General features: G+C 65.1%; 18 protein-coding genes and 2 riboswitches. Of the genes, 13 read left to right on the forward strand and 5 right to left on the reverse strand.

Annotated elements, in window-relative coordinates; genetic code table 11:
- Positions 1–22: 22 nt before the first annotated feature.
- The 3 genes from AC4D1W_RS00230 to AC4D1W_RS00240 all read right to left on the reverse strand — a co-directional run bounded on the left by AC4D1W_RS00230 (position 23) and on the right by AC4D1W_RS00240 (position 4,408).
- A complete protein-coding gene (locus tag AC4D1W_RS00230; protein ID WP_490897357.1) occupies positions 23–1,666 on the reverse strand; it encodes a DNA repair helicase XPB in 1,644 nt (547 codons plus the stop codon).
- Positions 1,659–4,049 carry a helicase-associated domain-containing protein gene (locus tag AC4D1W_RS00235; RefSeq protein WP_490897358.1) on the reverse strand — a complete coding sequence of 797 codons (2,391 nt, stop codon included), beginning with the start codon at positions 4,047–4,049 and terminating at the stop codon, positions 1,659–1,661. The genes AC4D1W_RS00230 and AC4D1W_RS00235 overlap by 8 nt, the downstream gene beginning before the upstream one ends.
- A gap of 83 nt (positions 4,050–4,132) precedes the next feature.
- A complete protein-coding gene (locus tag AC4D1W_RS00240) occupies positions 4,133–4,408 on the reverse strand; it encodes a hypothetical protein (protein ID WP_490892113.1) in 276 nt (91 codons plus the stop codon).
- Positions 4,409–4,588: 180 nt separating this feature from the next.
- Here AC4D1W_RS00240 and AC4D1W_RS00245 point away from each other — a divergent pair, with 180 nt between their 5' ends.
- From AC4D1W_RS00245 to AC4D1W_RS00255, 3 genes are read left to right on the forward strand one after another with little or no spacing between them, the layout of a single operon-like run.
- A complete protein-coding gene (locus tag AC4D1W_RS00245) occupies positions 4,589–4,972 on the forward strand; it encodes a cold-shock protein (RefSeq protein ID WP_309070157.1) in 384 nt (127 codons plus the stop codon).
- Positions 4,973–4,977: 5 nt separating this feature from the next.
- Complete coding sequence (locus AC4D1W_RS00250; protein ID WP_490897359.1) at positions 4,978–5,526, forward strand: DUF3027 domain-containing protein; 549 nt, start codon at positions 4,978–4,980, stop codon at positions 5,524–5,526.
- 33 nt (positions 5,527–5,559) lie between these two features.
- Positions 5,560–6,846, forward strand: coding sequence for an MFS transporter (locus AC4D1W_RS00255; protein WP_490892115.1), 1,287 nt, complete (start codon positions 5,560–5,562; stop codon positions 6,844–6,846).
- On the opposite strand, the gene serC is transcribed toward AC4D1W_RS00255, so the two are convergent.
- Positions 6,843–7,970, reverse strand: coding sequence for a phosphoserine transaminase (gene serC / locus AC4D1W_RS00260; RefSeq protein ID WP_490897360.1), 1,128 nt, complete (start codon positions 7,968–7,970; stop codon positions 6,843–6,845). The two genes, AC4D1W_RS00255 and serC, sit on opposite strands and share 4 nt — an antisense overlap.
- Before the next feature lie 239 nt (positions 7,971–8,209).
- Between serC and AC4D1W_RS00265 the strand changes: the two genes are divergently transcribed.
- The 8 genes from AC4D1W_RS00265 to AC4D1W_RS00300 all read left to right on the forward strand — a co-directional run bounded on the left by AC4D1W_RS00265 (position 8,210) and on the right by AC4D1W_RS00300 (position 15,120).
- Positions 8,210–8,914, forward strand: a complete 705-nt coding sequence (locus tag AC4D1W_RS00265; RefSeq protein WP_490892117.1) for an iron-dependent transcriptional repressor DtxR — start codon at positions 8,210–8,212, stop codon at positions 8,912–8,914.
- 121 nt (positions 8,915–9,035) lie between these two features.
- Positions 9,036–9,223: riboswitch (cyclic di-AMP (ydaO/yuaA leader) on the forward strand.
- A 4-nt stretch (positions 9,224–9,227) separates the two neighbouring features.
- A complete protein-coding gene (locus AC4D1W_RS00270) occupies positions 9,228–10,286 on the forward strand; it encodes a M23 family metallopeptidase (RefSeq protein WP_490897361.1) in 1,059 nt (352 codons plus the stop codon).
- Positions 10,287–10,438: 152 nt separating this feature from the next.
- Positions 10,439–10,590, forward strand: a riboswitch (cyclic di-AMP (ydaO/yuaA leader).
- Positions 10,591–10,595: 5 nt separating this feature from the next.
- Positions 10,596–11,402: an NlpC/P60 family protein gene (locus AC4D1W_RS00275; RefSeq protein WP_490897362.1), complete on the forward strand. Its 807-nt coding sequence runs from the start codon at positions 10,596–10,598 to the stop codon at positions 11,400–11,402.
- A gap of 27 nt (positions 11,403–11,429) precedes the next feature.
- Positions 11,430–12,254: an NlpC/P60 family protein gene (locus AC4D1W_RS00280; RefSeq protein ID WP_490897363.1), complete on the forward strand. Its 825-nt coding sequence runs from the start codon at positions 11,430–11,432 to the stop codon at positions 12,252–12,254.
- A 203-nt stretch (positions 12,255–12,457) separates the two neighbouring features.
- The gene (locus AC4D1W_RS00285) at positions 12,458–12,958 is read left to right on the forward strand and encodes an HNH endonuclease (protein WP_490892121.1); all 501 of its coding nucleotides are present in this window, start codon (positions 12,458–12,460) and stop codon (positions 12,956–12,958) included.
- Positions 12,955–13,572, forward strand: a complete 618-nt coding sequence (gene mobA / locus AC4D1W_RS00290; protein ID WP_490892122.1) for a molybdenum cofactor guanylyltransferase — start codon at positions 12,955–12,957, stop codon at positions 13,570–13,572. The genes AC4D1W_RS00285 and mobA overlap by 4 nt, the downstream gene beginning before the upstream one ends.
- A 13-nt stretch (positions 13,573–13,585) precedes the next feature.
- Positions 13,586–13,870: a DUF6457 domain-containing protein gene (locus tag AC4D1W_RS00295; protein WP_490897364.1), complete on the forward strand. Its 285-nt coding sequence runs from the start codon at positions 13,586–13,588 to the stop codon at positions 13,868–13,870.
- Positions 13,867–15,120: a molybdopterin molybdotransferase MoeA gene (locus AC4D1W_RS00300; RefSeq protein WP_490897365.1), complete on the forward strand. Its 1,254-nt coding sequence runs from the start codon at positions 13,867–13,869 to the stop codon at positions 15,118–15,120. Before AC4D1W_RS00295 ends, AC4D1W_RS00300 begins: the two co-directional genes overlap by 4 nt.
- A gap of 39 nt (positions 15,121–15,159) precedes the next feature.
- Here the strand turns inward: AC4D1W_RS00300 and AC4D1W_RS00305 are convergent, their stop codons facing one another.
- Positions 15,160–17,517: an FdhF/YdeP family oxidoreductase gene (locus tag AC4D1W_RS00305; RefSeq protein WP_490897366.1), complete on the reverse strand. Its 2,358-nt coding sequence runs from the start codon at positions 17,515–17,517 to the stop codon at positions 15,160–15,162.
- A 150-nt stretch (positions 17,518–17,667) separates the two neighbouring features.
- On the opposite strand from AC4D1W_RS00305, the gene fdhD reads away from it, so the two are divergent.
- Both fdhD and AC4D1W_RS00315 read left to right on the forward strand, forming a co-directional pair.
- Complete coding sequence (fdhD, locus tag AC4D1W_RS00310) at positions 17,668–18,498, forward strand: formate dehydrogenase accessory sulfurtransferase FdhD (RefSeq protein WP_490897367.1); 831 nt, start codon at positions 17,668–17,670, stop codon at positions 18,496–18,498.
- 29 nt (positions 18,499–18,527) lie between these two features.
- Positions 18,528–19,601, forward strand: a complete 1,074-nt coding sequence (locus AC4D1W_RS00315; protein WP_490892127.1) for an LLM class flavin-dependent oxidoreductase — start codon at positions 18,528–18,530, stop codon at positions 19,599–19,601.
- Positions 19,602–19,625 lie beyond the last annotated feature (24 nt).

Raw genomic sequence — 19,625 nt, forward strand, 5'->3', positions numbered from 1 at the left:
TGTTTCCCGAAAGCGAACGAGGTCAGCCCTTCGGTATGTCGGCCGCGTCCATGATCGTGTAGGCGTAGCCCTGCTCCGCCAGGAAGCGCTGCCGTTTGGCGGCGAAGTCCTGGTCCAGCGTGTCGCGAGCGACGACGGTGTAGAACCGCGCTGCACGGCCGTCACCCTTGGGGCGCAGCAGCCGGCCCAGGCGCTGGGCCTCCTCCTGGCGGGATCCGAACGAGCCCGATACCTGGATAGCCACTGAGGCCTCCGGCAGGTCGATCGAGAAGTTAGCCACCTTCGATACCACCAGGGTGTGCAGTTCCCCGGAGCGGAAGGCACTGAACAGCCGCTGGCGCTCCTTCACCGACGTTTCGCCCTTGATGATCGGAGCGTCCAGCCGCGCACCGAGCTCGTCGAGCTGGTCGATGTACTGCCCGATGACCAGGAGCTGCTCGCCCTTGTGGGAGGCGACCAGCCTCTCCACCACTGAAGTCTTTGTCTCGGAGGTGGCGCAGAGGCGGTATTTGTCGCCGTCGTCGGCCATTGCGTACGCAACCCGCTCATCGCGGGGCAGGTCCACGCGAACCTCGACGCAGTCCGCGGGTGCTATGTAGCCCTGAGCCTCGATGTCCTTCCACGGTGCGTCGTAGCGCTTCGGCCCAATGAGGGAGAACACCTCGCCCTCGCGGCCGTCCTCGCGTACCAGGGTCGCGGTGAGGCCAAGGCGCCGGCGGGCCTGCAGGTCGGCGGTCATGCGGAAAATGGGCGCGGGAAGCAGGTGCACCTCGTCATAGACGATGAGTCCCCAGTCGTTCGCGTCGAGCAGTTCGAGGTGTGGGTAGAGCCCGCCGCGGCGCAGGGTCAGGACCTGGTAGGTGGCGATCGTGACCGGCCGGACTTCCTTGACGGATCCGGAGTACTCACCGATCTCGTCCTCCGTCAGCGACGTCCGCTTGAGCAGCTCGTCCTTCCACTGCCGGGCGGAGACGGTGTTGGTCACGAGGATGAGCGTGGTGGTGGAGCTCGTGGCCATGGCAGCCGCGCCGACGAGCGTCTTCCCCGCGCCGCAGGGCAGCACGACGACGCCCGAGCCGCCCGCCCAGAAGTTCTCCGTAGCCACCTTCTGATAGGGGCGCAGGGCCCAACCGTCCTCATTCAGCACGATGGGATGCGGCGTCCCGTCAACGTAGCCCGCGAAATCCTCCGCTGGCCATCCCAGCTTGAGAAGGAGCTGTTTCAGCTGCCCACGCTGCGAGGAGTGCACCACCACCGTCTCACCGTCGATACGCGGACCGAGGAGGGGCTCGATCTTCTTCGCGTGCAGTACTTCCTCGAGGACAGGGTAGTCATTGGTGCGCAGCACGAGGCCGTGCTGCGCGTCCTTTTCCAGGCGGAGACGCCCGTACCGCGACATGGTCTCCTCGATGTCGACGAGGAGGGCATGCGGCACCGGGAAGCGTGAGTACTTCAGCAGTGTGTCCAGCACCTGCTCGGCGTCCAGCCCGGCAGCCCGGGCATTCCACAGGCCGAGCGGCGTGAGCCGGTAGCTGTGCATATGTTCGGGCGCCCGCTCCAGCTCCGCGAAAGCGGCAATGGCATGCCGGGCCTCGGTGGCCTGCTCGTGATCGACCTCCAGCAGGATCGTCTTGTCGCTCTGGACAATAAGCGGGCCATTAGGCATCCGTTGAAGCCCCTTCCACAGTTTCCACATCCATAATCCGGTGCACGGAGATCACGCGCTCGGTTTCCTTCTCCGGGTCGAAGACCCGTACGCGCCCGGCATGAACTGACAGTGGAACAAAGACCTGACGGGTGGAATTCCCGGAGCTGTCCGCAAAGCCCATCCGGACGGCCTGCTTGGTCCGGATAGCCGTTCGCAGCGTCTCCAGACCGATCATCGCTTCGCTTTCCGCTCCTGCTCCCGGGCCCGGCCGCGCGCCGCCGCGCAGTACCTTCATCTGCGCTTCGACGTCCCCTTCCGTGAGTACCCACGGGTTGGTTCGCACCGCGGACGACGCCGGCGCGGAGCCGCCTGCCGCCCGGGAGGCAGGCCTCTGCGCAGTTCCTCCCTCCAGCGCGGGAGAGTAACCGAGCTCACGAAGCGCGGTCGCGAGTTCTGTCGGCGTGGCCTGTGCCGTCACCACTGTCGGCGCAAGGCGGACGAGTCCCAGCGCCGCGGCCGCCGGATCCGAGAGGAGCGCGGTGAGCGCGGCGTCGTCGTCGCTGCGCACATAACTGGAGGCGGGGCCGACGCGCAGCGAACCATAACGTGAGGCGGTGTCCTCAATGAGGTAGCGCAGCGGTTGCGGAACGTCAGTGGCTGAGTGCTTCTGGAGGAAGGAGAGGATGCCCGCGGCATCCTGGCCGTCGTCGAGCGCCCGGCGCACGGACTGGGCGGAAAAACGGTACACGGTTGCCGGGCCCTGCCCTTCGGCGGAAGCGAGCAGGGCCAGCTCCTGTGCCACGTGTGGTTCGAGGTAGCCCGGCGCCACGGCCGTCAGGTCGGCCTGCAGCATGAAGTGTGTGAGCGGTTCCGGCAGCGCATCGCGAAGGACCGCGACGGCGTCGTCGAACCGTTCCTCGGCGACCGCTCCTCCCAACTCAGTCAGGGCACCGGAGCCCAGCAGGCCCAGATGCCCCATCTCCTCGACCATGCCCGGAACCAGCCGTGTGAAGCGCCGCCGCAGGCGGGGTTGCTGCCAGGTGAGGCGCTCGATCAGGGAAGGAGCGTCGAGGACGCACGTGCGGCCGGCGTCGTGCCCGGCTTCCGTTGACAGCGCTAACGCCGCTGACAGCGTACGACGGCGGACAGCAGGCGCATCCGTGCGCGTCGCCTCCGAGGACAGGGCATTGACGGTACTGCCGGCGGGCAGCTGCCCGCCCACCAGTGAGGGGGCGCGTTCGGCGTCGAGCCAGGCACGCGCAAGACGGATCCACTGTTCGTGGCGTTCCGACAGGTGCCAGAAGCCGTCGGCCGTGACCATCCACCGCGAACTGTCCGGATCCAGCACGATGAGCCGGGCCAGCGCCGCCAGCTCGAGCAGCCATGCCACTTGTTCACGGTCAATTCGGAGGGTGTCAGCGAGCCGCCGGATCTCGCGGACGCCTACTCCGCCGGTGCGGAGGGTTGCGATGGGCTCTGACTGCACAGAGGTCAGAAGCTCGGTGATAAGCCGAAGGGTCTCCGCGATCGCACCGAAGGCGGCGTTGTCCCGAAGGGTGGAGCGTACGGAGGTCAGCTGGGGAACCGGCGGTGAAACCGGCAGGGACGGAATCACCAGGCCGCCGCGCGCCGCTATTCCGACCTCCCGGGGCAGTTCCACATGGTTGGCGTCGAGGCGGATGAGCAAGCCACTCCCAAGCAGCCACTCGAGCGGGGATGCGGTGCCCGGTGCACCGGCTTTTGCCGAACCGACGGGAGAAGCCGCGAGCTTCTGCAGGAGCTCCCGCGTTTTATCCGGCGCAAGGTCCAGCACCGCATCCCAGGATTGCCTGAGTATCACTGCGAGGTCCCTTGCCGGATCCGCCGTGGACGCGGGCGGGCCTGCAGGAAGCGGGATGCCCGCGGCGCGCAGGGATTCAACTCCGGATCTGATGCGCTCGCCGTACTCCGGGTATTGCTGAGCCAGTGTTGCCAGCGGACGTCCCAGACCGGCGGGATAGGGTCCGAGCGCCTCGTGCAGGGTCTCCAGCGGGAAGTAGGACCTGCGGCTCTTCACCACTGGTCCGACTCTCAGGAGCGCCAGCTCCTGCAGTTGGGTGAGATACGGCTCAAGGGTCTTGGCGCTCATGGAAGCGATCGCCGCCTTCAGGCTTGCCGCCGTGCTTCCGGTGGGAGCATCGAGGTCCGTGCTGAGGACCACCGCCTCAAGCACCATCAGTTGCGGGGAACTCAGCCCTTCGAGTGCCCGCTGCACGCTAACCCGCGTTGAGGCGCGTGCCGCGAGGGCCGCGAAATCCGGTACGGGAGGGAGCACCACATCCGGGCGTGCGGCCATGAGCTTTCGGAGTTCGGCGTCACTACGGGAGGCCAGATCCTCGGCGAGGGCACGGATGGCGGACACCACATTAACGTTACTCGCACCGCGTGGCGACGCCGTTACGGCATCCTGGTGACTCAGCGGCGAGCCTGCCCTTTCGAGGGACTTCAGCTGCGGCCGCGCGAGATGACGCTGACAACCACGTTGACGATCATCAGCAGGAAGCCGAGCGGGAGGCAGAAGTAGGCCGCCGTCATGAAGCCCGGCCACGGGTCCGCTCCCGCCCAGGCGGACAGGAGCACCACCACAAGGGAAAGGAGGCCAATAACTGCAAGAACGACGGCGGCAATCAGCAGGACAAGCCGCGCACGCTGGGTCCGTCCGGAACCGCGGACAGGGCCGGCGCCGTCGTTCGCCGGAACAGAGGGAGGATTGTGCGTCATGATGCTCCTAGCGTACAAGGGCGCTCCCCGCCCATTCCGCGCTCCGGTGGCGGGTATCCTACTAAGGCAGACTTTTTCCCTGCGTGTGCCTTGGCTGACTGGCAACTTCTCGATTGCGATCGATCACCGTTGCGAAGCACGGCCGGTATACGCCAAGCAGTTCGAGAACGAGGTAATTACGTGCCTATCGGCAAGGTCAAGTGGTTCGACTCTGAGAAGGGTTTCGGCTTTCTGGCGACGGATGACGGCAAGGAAGTCTTCCTGCATGCCTCGGCACTCCCCGCCGGAGTGACCGAGGTCAAGGTAGGCGCCCGGCTGGAGTTCGGCGTCGCGGACGGACGCAAGGGCCTCCAGGCGCTGTCCGCACGCATTCTTGACGCGCAGCCCTCCGTTGCCAAGGCAACGCGCAAGAAGGCGGAAGACATGGCCGTGATCACCGAAGACCTGATCCGTTTGTTGGATGATGTCTCCAACGGACTGCGTCGCGGCCGGTACCCCGACAAATCTCACTCCGCAAAGGTTGCCGCAGTGCTGCGCGCCGTCGCGGATGACCTGGACGTTTAAGTCCCATGACTGAATCCCCGGCGTCGACGGAAACAGTGGAAGCAGGACCAGCTGAATCAGCGGTCCCGGCAGTCCCCGCTGTTCCCGCGGCCAAGCGCAGGCCCATCCGGAAGCCGTCCAAGCCGGATGCTGTGCTGGCTGCGGCGGTGGAGACCGCGCGCAACGGTGTGCTCGAAATTGCAGGGGACACTCCAGTGGGGGAGCACCTGGGCGCTTTCCCCGAAGCCGAGCGACTGGTCACGCATCGTTTCGTCGCGAACGTTCCCGGCTACGTGGGCTGGCACTGGTTCGCCACCCTCGCGAGGATTCCCCGCGGCAAGGACGTGACCATCTGCGAAGTAGGCCTGCTGCCCTCGGAAGAAGCGCTCCTGGCTCCGGACTGGGTTCCGTGGTCCGAACGCGTGCGCCCGGAGGACACCCCCGACAACGTTGGAACCGAGGAGGACGCCGCGCCGGATCCGAGTACCGACGTCACCGTTGACGGCGAAGCCGCGGACGAGCACGCCCCGGATGAAGACCCAAGCACCCCCGGAGACGACTCCCCGGTTGCCTAGGGTGGAAAGAACCGCAGGAAGGAGCCTTGCCTGATGGGCATGTTCCGATCCCTGCACATCCACAACTACCGGCTCTGGTTCATCGGTGCACTCATCTCCAATGTGGGTACGTGGATGCAGCGCACCGCCCAGGACTGGCTGGTCTACGACATCCTTACGGACCAGGACGCCGCGGCGATGGGAATCGTCATGGCCCTGCAGTTGGGTCCCCAGCTCTTCATCGCCCCGTGGGCAGGGCTGATCGCTGATTCAGTCGATCGCCGCAAGTTGCTGATCGGAACACAGAGCGCCATGGCGGTGCTCGGCGTCGGCCTCGGTATCCTCGTGGTGCTTGGGTTGGCGGAACTCTGGCATGTCTACGCGTTCGCGCTCGCATTGGGTCTTGTCTCCGCAATTGACGCTCCCGCCCGCCAGGCCTTCGTCTCCGAATTGGTGCGTGACGAATACCTGCCCAACGCCGTAGCCCTCAACAGTGCTTCCTTCAACGGTGCACGGATGTTCGGGCCCGCCATCGCCGGACTGCTCACGGTCGCCGTCGGCCCGGGCTGGGTGTTCCTGATCAACGCCGTGACGTTCGGCGCGATGATCTTTGTCCTTGGAACCATCCGCCGAAGTGAACTGCGCGTCCTCAACCGCTCCGCGCCCGGACGCGGCAAAATCCGGGCGGGGTTTCGCTACGTGCGGCAGCGCCCGGACCTCATGATGGTGATGTTCGCGATCTTCGTCGTCGGGACCTTCGGCCTAAACTTTGCGGTGTACATCGCCGCAATGGCGCGCACCGAGTTCAACACAGGCGCCGGAATCTTCGGCACGCTGTCCTCGATCATGGCGGTCGGTTCGGTGGCCGGCGCCCTGCTCTCCGCGCGGCGGGAACGGCCGCGCCTCAGATTCGTCTTCGGGGCGGCGGGAGCGTTCGGTCTGGCGTGCATGCTGGCAGCGCTCGCGCCCACCGTCTGGCTCTTCGGCGTCGCGCTGGTCCCTGTGGGGCTCTTCGCGCTCACCCTGATGACCAGCGCCAACGCGTACGTTCAGACGACTACCGTGCAGGAGATGCGCGGGCGGGTGATGGCTCTGTACTTTGCGATTTTCCTCGGCGGAACGCCCATTGGGGCGCCCATTGTGGGGTGGGTGACCAACGCCTTCGGTCCACGGTGGGGGCTTGTGGTGGCCGCCGTGTCAGGCTTCATCGCCGCTATTGCCGGGCTGGTCTGGGTGTGGCGGTCTCACCACGTCACCGTGCGGCTGGTTCACTCCGCCCCACGGCGGCTCAGGTTGACCCTGGCCGCCACGGCGCGAAACACGGCGGAGCGGAACGGCTAGGAGCGTTCCACCACGTAGTCGATGCACTGCAGCAACGCCGACACGTCGGCGGGCTCGATCGCCACGAAGGTTGCGATGCGCAGCTGGTTGCGGCCTAGCTTCCGGTACGGCTCGACGTCGACAATCCCGTTCGCCCGCAGGGTCTTCGCCACAGCTGAGGCGTCAACGGTGTCATCGAAGTCGACGGTGGCGATGACGTTGGAACGGTGGTCCGGATTCTGCACAAACGGGGTGGCAACGGCGGAGGCGTCTGCCCAGCTGTATACGCGGCCCGCGGAATCGGCGGTGCGCTTCGCGGCGAAGTCGAGGCCGCCGTTGCCGTTGAGCCATTCGATCTGCGCGTTCAGCGTGACAAGAGTGGCAAGCGACGGAGTGTTGTACGTCTGATTGAGCCGCGAATTGTCAATGGCTGTCTGGAGGTCGAGGAAATCTGGGATCCAGCGACCCGATGCCTTGATTGCAGCTGCCCGTTCCAGCGCTGCGGGGGAGAACAGGCCAAGCCAGAGACCGCCGTCGGACGCGAAGTTCTTCTGCGGAGCGAAGTAGTAGACGTCTGCCTGGGAGACGTCCACCGCAAGCCCGCCTGCCGCGGAGGTCGCGTCGATGGCAACGAGCGCGCCGTCGTCTGCTCCGCTCACGCGTTCAACGGGCGCCGCCACACCGGTGGAGGTCTCATTCTGTGGCCAGGCGTAGAAGTCGACGCCGGACTCGGCGGTGGGAGCCGGTCGTGAACCGGACTCGGAGGTGATCACTGTGGACTCCCCGAGGAAGGGTGCCTTGGACGTTGCCGCAGCGAATTTGGACCCGAACTCACCGAAGGAGAGGTGCTGTGCGCGGGATTCGACGAGGCCGAACGAGGCGACATCCCAGAATGCAGTGGATCCGCCGACACCGAGGACAACCTCGTAGCCCTCAGGAGCGCCGAAGAAATCCATCAGGCCGGACCGCACCGATCCGACCAGATTCTTTACGGGGGCCTGACGGTGAGAGGTTCCGAGCAGTGCGCTACCTGCACTCTTGAGAGCGTCCAGCTGCTCCGGACGGATCTTGGAGGGACCCGCGCCGAACCGTCCATCCTGCGGCAGCAGCTCGGCGGGGATGCGGATATCGGCGGAAGTGCTCATGGTTGCTCCAGGACGTTTACTTGTGATGTGGGGTCGCAGACCATTCTGCCCCAGCGATTCCGTCGCGGGTGCATTATGACCGCTCGGTTCGGTGGCAAACGACAACCGTCAAACGGGCCAACTAAATGGGTTAACCTTGTGGGGCGTAGGGATGACGACGGCGGCCCACCTTCCAGGGACTGCAGGCAACCGCTGCATCAACGCTCAATCCGCACCAGTGCCAAGGAGCTGAACCCCGCATGACGGACCTCATCGACACCACCGAGATGTACCTGCGGACCATCCTTGAGCTCGAGGAAGAAAACATCGTGGCCCTGCGTGCGCGCATCGCAGAGCGCCTTCGCCACTCAGGACCCACGGTGTCTCAGACGGTGGGCCGGATGGAACGCGACGGGCTGGTTGTGGTGACCGGCGATCGTCACCTTGAACTGACCGAACTCGGACGTCGGCGGGCCACCGAGGTGATGCGCAAGCACCGGCTGGCTGAACGACTGCTCTCCGATGTCATCGGTCTTGACTGGGCCTATGTCCACGACGAGGCGTGCCGGTGGGAACACGTCATGAGTGAGCGGGTCGAACGGCGCCTCTACGAATTGCTTGGAAAGCCGACGGAGTCGCCCTACGGCAATCCCATTCCCGGGCTTGAAGCGATCGGCGGAACGCCCTCCGAAACCGTGACCCTCGGTGTGTGTACCCTCAGCGAAGCCCTGGCGACGAATATCGCCGGGTCAGCTGTGACTCTTATCCGTCTGGCTGAACCTATCCAGGTCGATCCGGAACTGCTCACGCAGTTGGATGAGGGTGGCCTGCGACCCGGAGCGTCCATGACCCTGCAGGCGGCGGGGGATTACGTGTCCGTTCGGGTGCCCGGTGTGGAGGGCGCACTGGAACTGCCGCCGGAAGTCGCCTCACACGTTTTCGTGGCGGTTCATCCCCAGTCTTGACCAAAGTCGGGAAAGCTCTGGATTGCCTAAGGTTATCCACAGTTTGGTTACGAAACGGTTACGCTCGATCTCACCGGTTTTATAGTTAATACCTGGCGCTGATACTCCAGCGTTACCTGGTTCGCATGCCTAACCCTGTCAGCGAACGCAGTGTTGAACAGATGACAGGGGCGGAGGACCCACCACCGGTTATGGCTCGCCATGGCCTTGGGGTGAAGTGCCGGGTGCTGCCATAACGGAAGTATCCGAACCGAGTTTTCTCATACTCGAACCCGACAGCTAACTTCGCAGGCGAAAATGAGAAAGGGTCTCCTTGTCGAACACTGCTTCGGGGCGCCGCCGTGCAGGCACCCCGGTTGCTGAAGCACGGCCCCGCGACGCCCACAGGCGTCACCGGGCCGAGCGAACCGCCCACCTCACAGCCCGCCACGTCGCTGTGCCCCACCTCCCAGCCCGCCACGTCGCTGTGCCCCACCTCACAGCGCCCCACGTCGCTGTGCCGGTCACGTCAGCTGTCCAGGAGTTCAAGACCCCGACGGCGGCGGTTGCTGCGTGCCCAGCTGCGCCGATGTCCCGGCGCGAGGCCCGCAACGTCTCCGAAGCCCCGGCACAATCCGCGCCTGGGGCCCAGTCCACTAATGGCCTCCGTCCCCGGGACGCGCAGCGGATCGAACGACGACGCCGCGCCGTCACCGTACGCCGGGATATTTCCCTGGCAGGGCTTAGCCAGAAGGTTGCCATTGCCGCCGCTGCATCCGGAATGGTCCTCACCGTCGCGCTGCCCACAACCGCAGCGGTTGCGCCTTCCGACGCACAGGCCGTTTCCGCTCCGGCTGAGCAGGACGAACCACAGCGGGTTCAGGCCGCCGCGGGTGCGGATGTCTCGTTCCACCGGGCTGGGCTGCACGGGAAGTTCGACCCCGAGGCAAAGCTCGCCGAAATGGTCTCCGCTTCGGGCAGTGACATCGTGACCGCAGAATCCAAAGGTTCCCTCTCCGCGCCACTGGACGGCGGAGTAATGAGCTCGCCCTTCGGCACCCGAATCAGCCCCATCACCGGCACCGGTGAGCTCCACACGGGGCAGGATATGAGCGAAGCCTGCGGAACGGCCGTGAAGGCTGCAGCGGCCGGCACAGTGACCTTCGCAGGGTGGCACGCGTACGGCGGCGGCAATCGCGTCGTCGTGCAGCACGCCAACGGCCTGGAGACCACCTACAACCACCTGTCAGCGATGGACGTGACAGTCGGTCAGGTTGTTGACCGCGGCGAAGCTATCGCACGGGTGGGATCCACCGGTGCTTCTACCGGATGCCACCTGCATTTCGAGGTCCTTGTAGACGGCAAGAACGTCGACCCGCTCGGTTGGCTTTGAACGGTTTCAATATCGTCGTAACCGGGAACACACCGTTCCGTGATCGGAATGTGACATACCTCAATTTCTGGGGTAGCGTTCAACTCGTGCCGGATCGCAGGGGGTTCGGCACTCTCGCGCAGATCGCCTAGCTCTGCCACTGCACGAGGTCCGTTCGTAAATCGCATGGCAGGGGCGGGGGAACCAATTGCGGGCTTCTTTTCAGAAGTCCTTGGGGTTAAGTCGCAGGATTTGAGACGATCCGCGGCCGGGTGACTCCCATCCGAATCCGACAGCTCACCTCGCAGGCGTAGGGAGAGGCAATTTAACGTGTCAAACAGCTCTGCGCTGGGCCGCCACCGTGCGGTGCCGGTTCATACCAACTCGCTCGCAGCCATCTCGAAAGCTGTATCTTCGAACGCAGGTTCCGTAGGACGCCAGGCAGCGGTCATTGTGGCAGCTTCAGGCTTGGTCCTTACAGCCGGACTTCCGGCCCACGGCGCATCCGACGCCCAGCGTTCGGCCCAGGCTGTCAAGACGCTCAGCGCAGTCGCCGTTCAGCCCACCGCAGTCAGCGCTTCTGCTGATGCGGCTGTCACCTTCGAGCGTGCGGCCGTCGAGGCCGTAGCTGCTCCGGTTGTCGAAGCCGTCGAGGACGCTCCTGTCGCAGTGCAGACTGAGGTTGTTGAGGCCGCCCCGGCCCCGGTCGTCGAGACCGTTGTCGAGGTCGCAACGCCGGCCGTCCAGGTTGCGGCAGCAGCTCCGGCCCAGGCAAAGGTAGAGACCGCCGCCGTTGAGACTCCCGCTCCTGTCAAGGCACCCAGCGCCAGTGGCGTCGGTGCAGCGCTGGTCGGCTCGGCCTACTCCCAGATCGGTGTCGCACAGGATTGCACCGCGATGGTTGAGAAGGCCCTCCGCTCAATCGGCAAGTCCGTAGGCGACATCGCTCCCAGCGACTTCTTCGCCTTTGGATCCGTCGTTCCCACTCCCGCTCCCGGTGACCTCGTGGTCTCCGGTGGTCACGTCGCGATCTACGTCGGCAACGGCCAGGTCATCAGCGGTGGCCTGAACGGTATGAACACCGGTCTTCACAGCCTGTCCGATCTCTCTGGCTACAGCTTCGTCCGCGTCAGCTAAGAACCAGAAAACCTGGAGCTCACACATATGACCCCGAATACCCGTGCCATCGCGCGCCACCGCGCCGAAGTGCAGCGATCAGCCCCTCTCTCCACCATTGCGCGCGCCGTCAGCGACAACGCCGGGGGCGTAGGCCGCCAGGCAGCCGTCATCGCCGCAGCATCCGGACTGGTTCTTACCACCGGCGTCGCCGCAAACGCGGTGGAACTGCCTTCGGAGCGCAACACCGTCACCACCACGCTCGAGGTTCAGCCCGCCACGGCGCCGGTCCAGGCACCTGCGGACGCTGAGATCTCCTTCAACAAGGCGGCCGTCAAGGCTGTCGCCGCTCCTGAGGTGGTTGCCCCTGTAATTCAGCCGCAGGCGGAAACGATTGAGATCGCTCCCGCTGTGGCACCGCTTGTCGAGGCAGAACCTGCGGTAATCGAGCCCGCAGTAGCAGTGGAAACAACGGCCACTGTCGCCGCGCAGCCAGCCGTCGCCAAGACGCCTGCCCCCGCAGCGGCACCCCAGGCGTCCTCGGGCGTAGCCGCTACCATCGCTGCTGCGGCGAAGGCGCAGCTCGGAGTGACCCAGGACTGCACCCGCCTCGCCAGCAACGCCCTCGCCGCTGCCGGCATCAACTTCCACGGGTGGCCGGCCGGTTACCTCTCCCTCGGCCGCACGGTCAGCGCCGCAGAAGCCATTCCCGGTGACCTCATTTACTATGCCGACGGCGGGATGGGACTTGCCCACATCGCTGTTTACATCGGCGGCGGCCAGGCCGTCCATGGCGGATTCAACGGCAACCAGACCGTCATCGCGCCTTCCGAACTCGGATCGGGCCCTGTGTTCATCCGTGTCGGCGGCTAATTCTCCGACAGATCCGTAAATGCCCCTCACCGTCTCCGGCGAGGGGCATTTTCGTGCCCGTCCGCCGGGAAAAAGCGGGTGTGGCGATTGACGAACCATAAGCGGAACGGCTTACTCTTGCACTGTTAATCCGAAGTACCTTCGCTTTAGCTTCAGGGATTTCACGGAATCTCCTGGACAATGGTCGGCAAAGAGGAATGTGCATGCGCACTCTCGTTCTTAATGCTGGATATGAACCACTGGCGGTGGTCACCTTCCGCCGGGCGCTGGTCCTTGTTCTCACAGGGAAAGCCAGCGTCGTCGCGGAAGGGGAGGACCCGGTGGTTGGTCCTAACGAAGTCCTGTCCAGACCATCTGTCATTCTGCTTAACCGGTATGTGAAGATCCCCTACCGCAACAGCACGGTAGCAACGCGACGCGGCGTCCTCCGGCGTGATAATCATCTGTGCGCCTACTGCGGCAAGGCCGCATCCACAATCGACCATGTGGTCCCGCGCTCGCGCGGGGGAGAGGACAGCTGGGAGAACCTCGTCGCCTGCTGCCTGAAATGCAACAACGCGAAGGGGGACAAGACTCTCGGCTCCCTCGGCTGGTCGCTCCGTGTTGTGCCCAGGCCTCCCCGCGGGACTTCCTGGCAGATCCGGGAACTTGAGAAGCCCTCGCCACAGTGGAGCGAGTTCCTGCCCGCCGACAACGCGGCGTGAGCAGCCCGACCGCGGACCCGAGCGCCGCCGAGGAGCTGATGTTTGACGCCGTGGTGCTCAGCGGTGGCAGATCGTCCAGGTTGGGCGGGGTTCCAAAGTCTTCCCTGCGGGTCGACGGCACATCGCTGCTGGTACGTACCTGTGACGCGCTCGCTGCGGCCCGGCGTCTTGTCGTAGTGGGCGGTCCCTCGCCCGACCTGCCGGCAAGGGCGGAGCTGATCCGGGAGGATCCACCGTTCGGTGGGCCGGCGGCGGCGGTGCGCGCCGCCGTCGTGCATTTGGAAGACAATCCCCCGCCCTGGGTGCTGGTGTTCGCATGCGACATGCCGCGCATCAGCGACGCGCTGCCCGCACTTGCCTCGGGCGCCCTCGCAACCGGGTTATCGGTATTGGCGCACGACGGCGGCAGGGACCAGCCGCTCGCGGCTCTGTATCGCTGGACTGACCTCGCGAGTGCTGTCGACCGGCAGGAAGTAAGAAACCTGTCTATGCGCGCCCTCCTTGCTAGGGTGACATGGAGTCCAGTCGAGGTTCCCGCAGGCTCAACCATCGACATCGATACGTGGTCCGACGCCCGGCAATTCGGGGTGGAGGAGCCAGACGCGGGCAAATAGCGAGAGGTTCACCATGGAGGATCGGGGTCGCCTGCTCAGGCAGTGGAGCGAAAAGCTTCTGGAAATGTTCGAACTTGAGGGTACGGAGGTGGACGTCGATGCCGTTCTCGCCCTGGCGGGCCAGGCTGCGCACTCCGTGGTCCGTCCAGCGGCTCCGCTGACCACTTTCATTGCCGGTTATGCGGCAGGAATGGCAGTTGGATACGGCCAGGCGGACAGCGCCACAGCCATGAGGTCGGCGATGCAGGCCGCGCACTCCGCCTGTCCGCCCATCGCCGAGGCGGAGGACCGCCGGTGAGCGGTCCCGGGCGCAACGTAACCTGGCAGGAAGCACGGCAGCTCGCGTACGAATCCGCCATCCCGAAGACCGCGCAGACCGTGAACCTTGCGGATGCTCTTGGCCAGACCCTGGCGGAACCCGTTGTGGCGCTGCAGCCTATCCCGCATTACGCATCCTCGGCGATGGATGGCTGGGCGCTGAATGGTGAGCCGCCCTGGACGCTGATTACGCCCGTTCAGAAGGACGAGAGTCCCTGGCACCGCGCACATGAACACAAGAAGTCCGGGTACGCCACCCTGGAACCCGGCCAGGCAACGTTCATCCTTACCGGCGGCGTTGTCCCGCCGGGGGCAACCGGAATCTTGCGTACCGAACACGGAGCAGTCCGCGACGGTGTGTTGACCCGGAACGAACGTGCGCGTCCCGACGAACCCGCGGTGAATGAACACCTCCGGCCGGCGGGCGAGGAGGCAGACGAAGGAACCGAGACCATCGCAGCCGGCTCGGTGCTCAATCCGGCACAGATCGCCCTCGCCGCCGTTTGCGGATGGGACAACCTCCCAGTACTTCGCGCCCCGCGCGTCTCCCTTCTGCTGACCGGCGACGAGGTCATCGAAGCGGGACTGCCTGAGCCCGGCCAGGTCCGCGACACCTTTGGTCCGCAGCTGCCCGGCCTCGTCTCGATGCTGGGTGGCCACGTGGATACCGTGGCCCGCGCACGCGACGATCTTGACGATGTCGTCGCCGCGATCAGCGCGGAAGCATTGGACGAACTTTCGCTGGCGCGTGCGTCGGGCGATGTTCTGATCAGTACCGGCGGCACCGGGGCGTCCGACGCCGACCACATCCGCCGCGCGCTGGCCGTGCTGGAAGCCGAATTCATCATCGACGGCATTGCGATGCGGCCCGGACACCCTACCCTTCTGGCGAGACTGCCGGACGGGCGCTTCTTCGTCGGCCTGCCAGGAAACCCACTGGCCGCGATGATGGCCCTCCTGACGGTCGGCGGACCCCTCCTCGCCGGCCTGCGCGGGGCCGCCTTCCCGGAATCGCGCTCGATCCTGGTCGGTGAGGCATTCGAGCCGCTGTCCGGACGCACCCGGCTGGTGCCCTACCGTCACGAGAGCGGCCGAGGAATGCCGACGGTCCACCACCGTTCGGGCATGCTGCGCGGACTGGCCGACGCCGACGGTGTCCTCGTTATCCCGGAGCAGGGCTGTGAACCGGACGAGAAGATAACCGTGCTGCCCCTCCCGTGGTTCAGTTAGCTGGAAACCAGTAGCCGAAGCACGGGAGGCGGCCCCCGATCAGACGGTTGACGGCATATTTTCCTGCGCGTTCTCCTCGCTGCTGCCGCCGGCCGGGCCATCCGTTGCAGGTTCCAGCCGGACAATGACGCCCTTGGAGACAGGTGTGTTGCTGCCCTTGACGGTGTCGTCGAGCGGCACCAGGACGTTCCCCTCCGGGTAGTACACGGCGGCGCAGCCCCGGGCAGTCGGATAGGACACAGCGCGGAACTTGCGCAGAACGCGGTCCTTGCCGTCCGCGTATTCGCCATGGACGTCCACCAGATCGCCGTCCTTTAAGCCGAATTCCGCAAGGTCCTCAGGGTTAACGAACACTACATGGCGGCCTTTCTTGATTCCGCGGTACCGGTCGTTGTAACCGTAAATGGTGGTGTTGAACTGGTCATGCGAGCGCATGGTCTGCAGGATCAGGCGCCCAGGCGGGCAGTCCATCGGATCCAGTTCATTGACCGTGAGCAGCGCCTTGCCGCTCGGAGTGTTGAACTTCCGCGAGTCGCGGGGCCCGTTCGCCAGCAGGAAGCCATCCTTCTCGCGGATGCGCCGGTTGTAGTTCTCGCAGCCCGGCACAACATGGGCGATGTGGTCGCGGATGCGGTCGTAGTCGTCTTCAAAGCCCCGCCAGTCAGCGGCAACGCGGTCGCCAAGAGCGGCCCGCGCCAGGCGGCTTACGATGGCGACCTCGGAGAGCAGCCCGGGCGCTACCGGTTCAACCCTGCCCTCGGAGGAGTGAACAGCGCTGACGGTGTCCTCAACCGAAACGAACTGCGGGCCGGTTGCCTGAATATCGATTTCGGTGCGGCCAAGCGTCGGCAGAATCAGGGCTTCCTCACCGACCACAGTGTGTGAACGGTTGAGTTTCGTGGATACCTGCACGTTCATCTCGAGGTTCTGCATGGCCGCTTCCGTCGCCGCGGTATCTGACATCGCGGCCACAAAGTTCCCGCCGAGTGCCATGAAGAACTTGATATCACCGTCGCGCATTCCCCTGACGGCGGCCACCGCGTCGACACCGTGCTCGCGCGGGGGCTCGAACCGGAATTCCTTTCCGAGCGCGTCGAGGAACGCTGGCGGCATCTGCTCCCAGATGCCCATGGTGCGGTCGCCCTGCACATTGGAGTGCCCACGAATCGGGGAGGCCCCCGCACCCGGCCGGCCGATGTTGCCGCGCAGCAGGAGCAGGTTGATCATCTCCTTGATGGTGCCGACGCCGTTCTTCTGCTGGGTGACGCCCATCGCCCAGGTGATGATGACCTTCTTGGATTTGATGTACCGGTCGGCGAGCTCGTCGATCTCCTCCGAACGCAGCCCGGTTGCCTCGAGCACCGTCTGCTCATCCAGCTTCGCCAGATGTTCGCGCAGCTCGTCCAGCCCCTCGGTGTACTGAGCGATGAAATCGTGGTCCAGCACGGTACCGGGATTCCGGTCCTCAGCTTCAAGCACACGCTTGGACAGAGCCTGAAGCAAAGCCATGTCCCCACCGGCGCGGATCTGCAGGAACTGATCTGCGAGGTCGGTTCCACGGCCGACCACGCCCTTGGGCTTCTGGGGGTTCTTGAACCGGCGCAGGCCTGCCTCCGGCAAAGGATTGACGGCCACGATCTGGCCACCGTTCTCCTTCTGCTTCTCCATTGCGCTCAGCATGCGGGGGTGGTTGGTGCCGGGGTTCTGCCCGATCACAATCATCAGATCACAGTTGAGATAGTCGTTGTAGGCAACGGTCGCCTTGCCGATTCCGATGGTCTCGCCCATTGCGACGCCGGACGATTCGTGGCACATGTTCGAGCAGTCGGGCAAATTGTTGGTGCCCAGTCCGCGGATGAACAGCTGGTAGATGAATGCTGCTTCGTTCGAAGCACGGCCACTGGTATAGAACGCGGCTTCATCCGGGGACGCGAGGCTCTTGAGCTTCTCGGAAACGATGGTGATCGCCTCATCCCAACTGATCGGCCGGTAGTGGTCCTCGCCGGCGGTCTTGTACACAGGCTCGGTGAGCCGACCCTGCATGCCTAGCCAGAATTCGGAACGTCCGCGCAGCTCGCTGATCGAATGCTCGGCCCAGAACTCCGACGAAACCGTCACCGGGGTGGCTTCCCACGTGACTGCCTTGGCGCCGTTCTCGCAGTACTCGAAGGTGCTGCGGTGGTCGGAGGGGTCCGGCCATGCGCAGCTCATGCAGTCGAATCCCTGCTTCTGGTTCATCCTGAGCAGGGTGCGCGCGCTCCGATCGAGGCCCATATGTTTGATTGCCGGCTGCATCGAGTGATAGACGCCCGGCAGCCCGGCGGCCCAGTCCTTGGGCTTACCAACATCGAGATCGTTCTCGTCGGCTTCCTCGACGGGAGGGTTTGAGCGAGTCATCGCGCATCCTTTCTAGGCCGCTTCTCAGCGTTGAGTGGTCCTACGTGACCATTGTCGCTCAGAAGCCACGCACGGTATACCGGATGTGCCGGTGGCTGGGCGGCGAGCGGTGAACTAGGCTCGACCCAAACTTATTCGGAAGGCACGTCGATGACGCGAGTGATGGATCGGCGCAAAATCATGCGCTACAGGCTTGACGGCCCGGTCACCCAGAGGGAGGACCGGCTGGCCGGTGAGGAACCGCTGGAGATCCGGCTGGGCGGCCGCGCCTTCAGCGTCACCATGCGTACACCCGGAGACGACTTCGACCTCGTGGCAGGCTTCCTCGTGTCCGAGGGAGTGGTCGCCGAACAGGGTGAGGTACTGGCGCTCCGCTACTGCGCGGGCGTTGATGAGGAGGGTCGGCAGACGTTCAACGTGGTGGAGGCGCAGCTCCGGCCGGACGTTGCCCTGCCGGACGCGTCGATGGATCGCCATGTCTACACGTCCAGTTCGTGCGGCATCTGTGGAACGGCCTCGATCGATGCGGTCCGGAAGTCGGCCCGTTTTGACGTGCACGACGACGGCGGCACGGTGGACCTCGCGGTCCTTGCCTCCCTGCCGGATCGGTTGCGGACAAGCCAGAAGCTCTTCGACCGCACGGGGGGTGTCCACGCCGCCGGCCTGTTCTCGCGCGAGGGCGAGCTCCTGTGCCTCCGCGAGGACGTGGGCCGTCATAACGCAGTGGACAAGGTGGTCGGCTGGGCGCTGCGCGCCGATCTGCTGCCGCTGCGGGGAATGATCCTGCAGGTCTCGGGCCGGGCCTCGTTCGAACTGGTTCAGAAGGCCCACCTCGCAGGGATACCGACTCTCGCGGCGGTGAGCGCGCCGTCGTCGTTGGCTGCTGATCTGGCGGAAGAATCCGGGATCACGCTTGTCGGCTTCAGCCGCGGGCAGACACTGAATTGCTACACCCACCCGCATCGCATTAATACGGAATAGGGGCACCGCGGCCGGGGTTGCACTCCAGTATGGAACTCGGCATCTTCAGCTTCGGCGATATTCACCCAAACCCCGTCACAGGCGCCAGGGTTTCGCCCGAACAGCGAATGGCCGACCTCCTGGAGCGCGCGCGGCTCGCCGATGAGGTAGGCCTGCACTATTTCGGTATCGGGGAGCACCACCGCCCTGACTATGCGGTGTCCTCAGTGGTCCCCGTGCTTGCGGCTGCAGCGGCTCAGACCCGGACGATTCACGTCGGATCAGCGGTAACGGTGCTCAGCACCGAGGATCCGGTACGCGTATTCCAGCAGTTCGCCACCCTCGACCTGCTCTCCGGCGGACGGGCGGAACTGACAGCGGGACGTGGATCCTTCATTGAGTCCTACCCCCTCTTTGGTGCCGCACTCGAGGATTACGACGAACTTTACGAGGAAAAGATCGACCTGCTGCTGCGTATCGACGCCGAGGAGCGGGTTACCTGGTCCGGGCGGTTCCGGCCGCCCCTCCAGGATGCGCTGATCCTGCCCCGGCCGACCCGCGCGCACCTGGACATCTGGATCGCAACGGGTGGCACGCCGTCGTCGTCGGTCCGCGCTGCGCGGCTCGGAAAGCCGGTTATCTACGCGCTGCTGGGCGGCGCCGTCGGCAATTTCGCGCAGCACGCCGCCCTGTACCGCGAAGAGTTCAGCGCAGCCGGGGGAGGCGCGCCGCGGGTCGGGGTAAGCGGCGTGGGGCTGGTGCTCCGCAACGGAGCGAAGGAGACGTTCCGTCCGCACTGGCTCGACAGCATGACGCGTATCTCGGCCGAGCGCGGCTTCCCCAGACCGAGCGGGGTCACCTACAACATGCAAACGGCACGGACCGGTGCGCTTTACGTTGGTACGCCGGAGGAGGTGGCGGAGAAGATCGTCCTGACGCACGCCGCCATGGGCCACGACCGGCACATCCTCCAGCTCGATTTCTCATCCGTTCCACAGGAACAGGTCCTGGAATCAATCGAGCTGCTGGGAACCGAGGTATTGCCGCTTGTTAATGACGCCCTCGGCGTACAACTCCGCGACGATCCGGCACCCCGGACGGAAAGTGTCAGTCGCGGGACCTAAGCTTGGAATCCACTACGGGAGGCA

Source organism: Arthrobacter sp. TJ-170 (genome assembly GCF_058269305.1).

What these genes read in the sequence shown, in the direction of transcription:
- AC4D1W_RS00280 (WP_490897363.1), top strand. Translation starts at nt 11,430, where the DNA reads ATGACCCCGAATACCCGTGCCATCGCGCGCCACCGCGCCGAAGTGCAG.
- AC4D1W_RS00250 (WP_490897359.1), top strand. Translation starts at nt 4,978, where the DNA reads ATGACTGAATCCCCGGCGTCGACGGAAACAGTGGAAGCAGGACCAGCT.
- AC4D1W_RS00305 (WP_490897366.1), bottom strand. Translation starts at nt 17,517, where the DNA reads ATGACTCGCTCAAACCCTCCCGTCGAGGAAGCCGACGAGAACGATCTC.
- fdhD (WP_490897367.1), top strand. Translation starts at nt 17,668, where the DNA reads ATGACGCGAGTGATGGATCGGCGCAAAATCATGCGCTACAGGCTTGAC.
- AC4D1W_RS00265 (WP_490892117.1), top strand. Translation starts at nt 8,210, where the DNA reads ATGACGGACCTCATCGACACCACCGAGATGTACCTGCGGACCATCCTT.
- AC4D1W_RS00230 (WP_490897357.1), bottom strand. Translation starts at nt 1,666, where the DNA reads ATGCCTAATGGCCCGCTTATTGTCCAGAGCGACAAGACGATCCTGCTG.
- AC4D1W_RS00315 (WP_490892127.1), top strand. Translation starts at nt 18,528, where the DNA reads ATGGAACTCGGCATCTTCAGCTTCGGCGATATTCACCCAAACCCCGTC.
- AC4D1W_RS00255 (WP_490892115.1), top strand. Translation starts at nt 5,560, where the DNA reads ATGGGCATGTTCCGATCCCTGCACATCCACAACTACCGGCTCTGGTTC.
- AC4D1W_RS00285 (WP_490892121.1), top strand. Translation starts at nt 12,458, where the DNA reads ATGCGCACTCTCGTTCTTAATGCTGGATATGAACCACTGGCGGTGGTC.
- AC4D1W_RS00295 (WP_490897364.1), top strand. Translation starts at nt 13,586, where the DNA reads ATGGAGGATCGGGGTCGCCTGCTCAGGCAGTGGAGCGAAAAGCTTCTG.
- AC4D1W_RS00240 (WP_490892113.1), bottom strand. Translation starts at nt 4,408, where the DNA reads ATGACGCACAATCCTCCCTCTGTTCCGGCGAACGACGGCGCCGGCCCT.
- serC (WP_490897360.1), bottom strand. Translation starts at nt 7,970, where the DNA reads ATGAGCACTTCCGCCGATATCCGCATCCCCGCCGAGCTGCTGCCGCAG.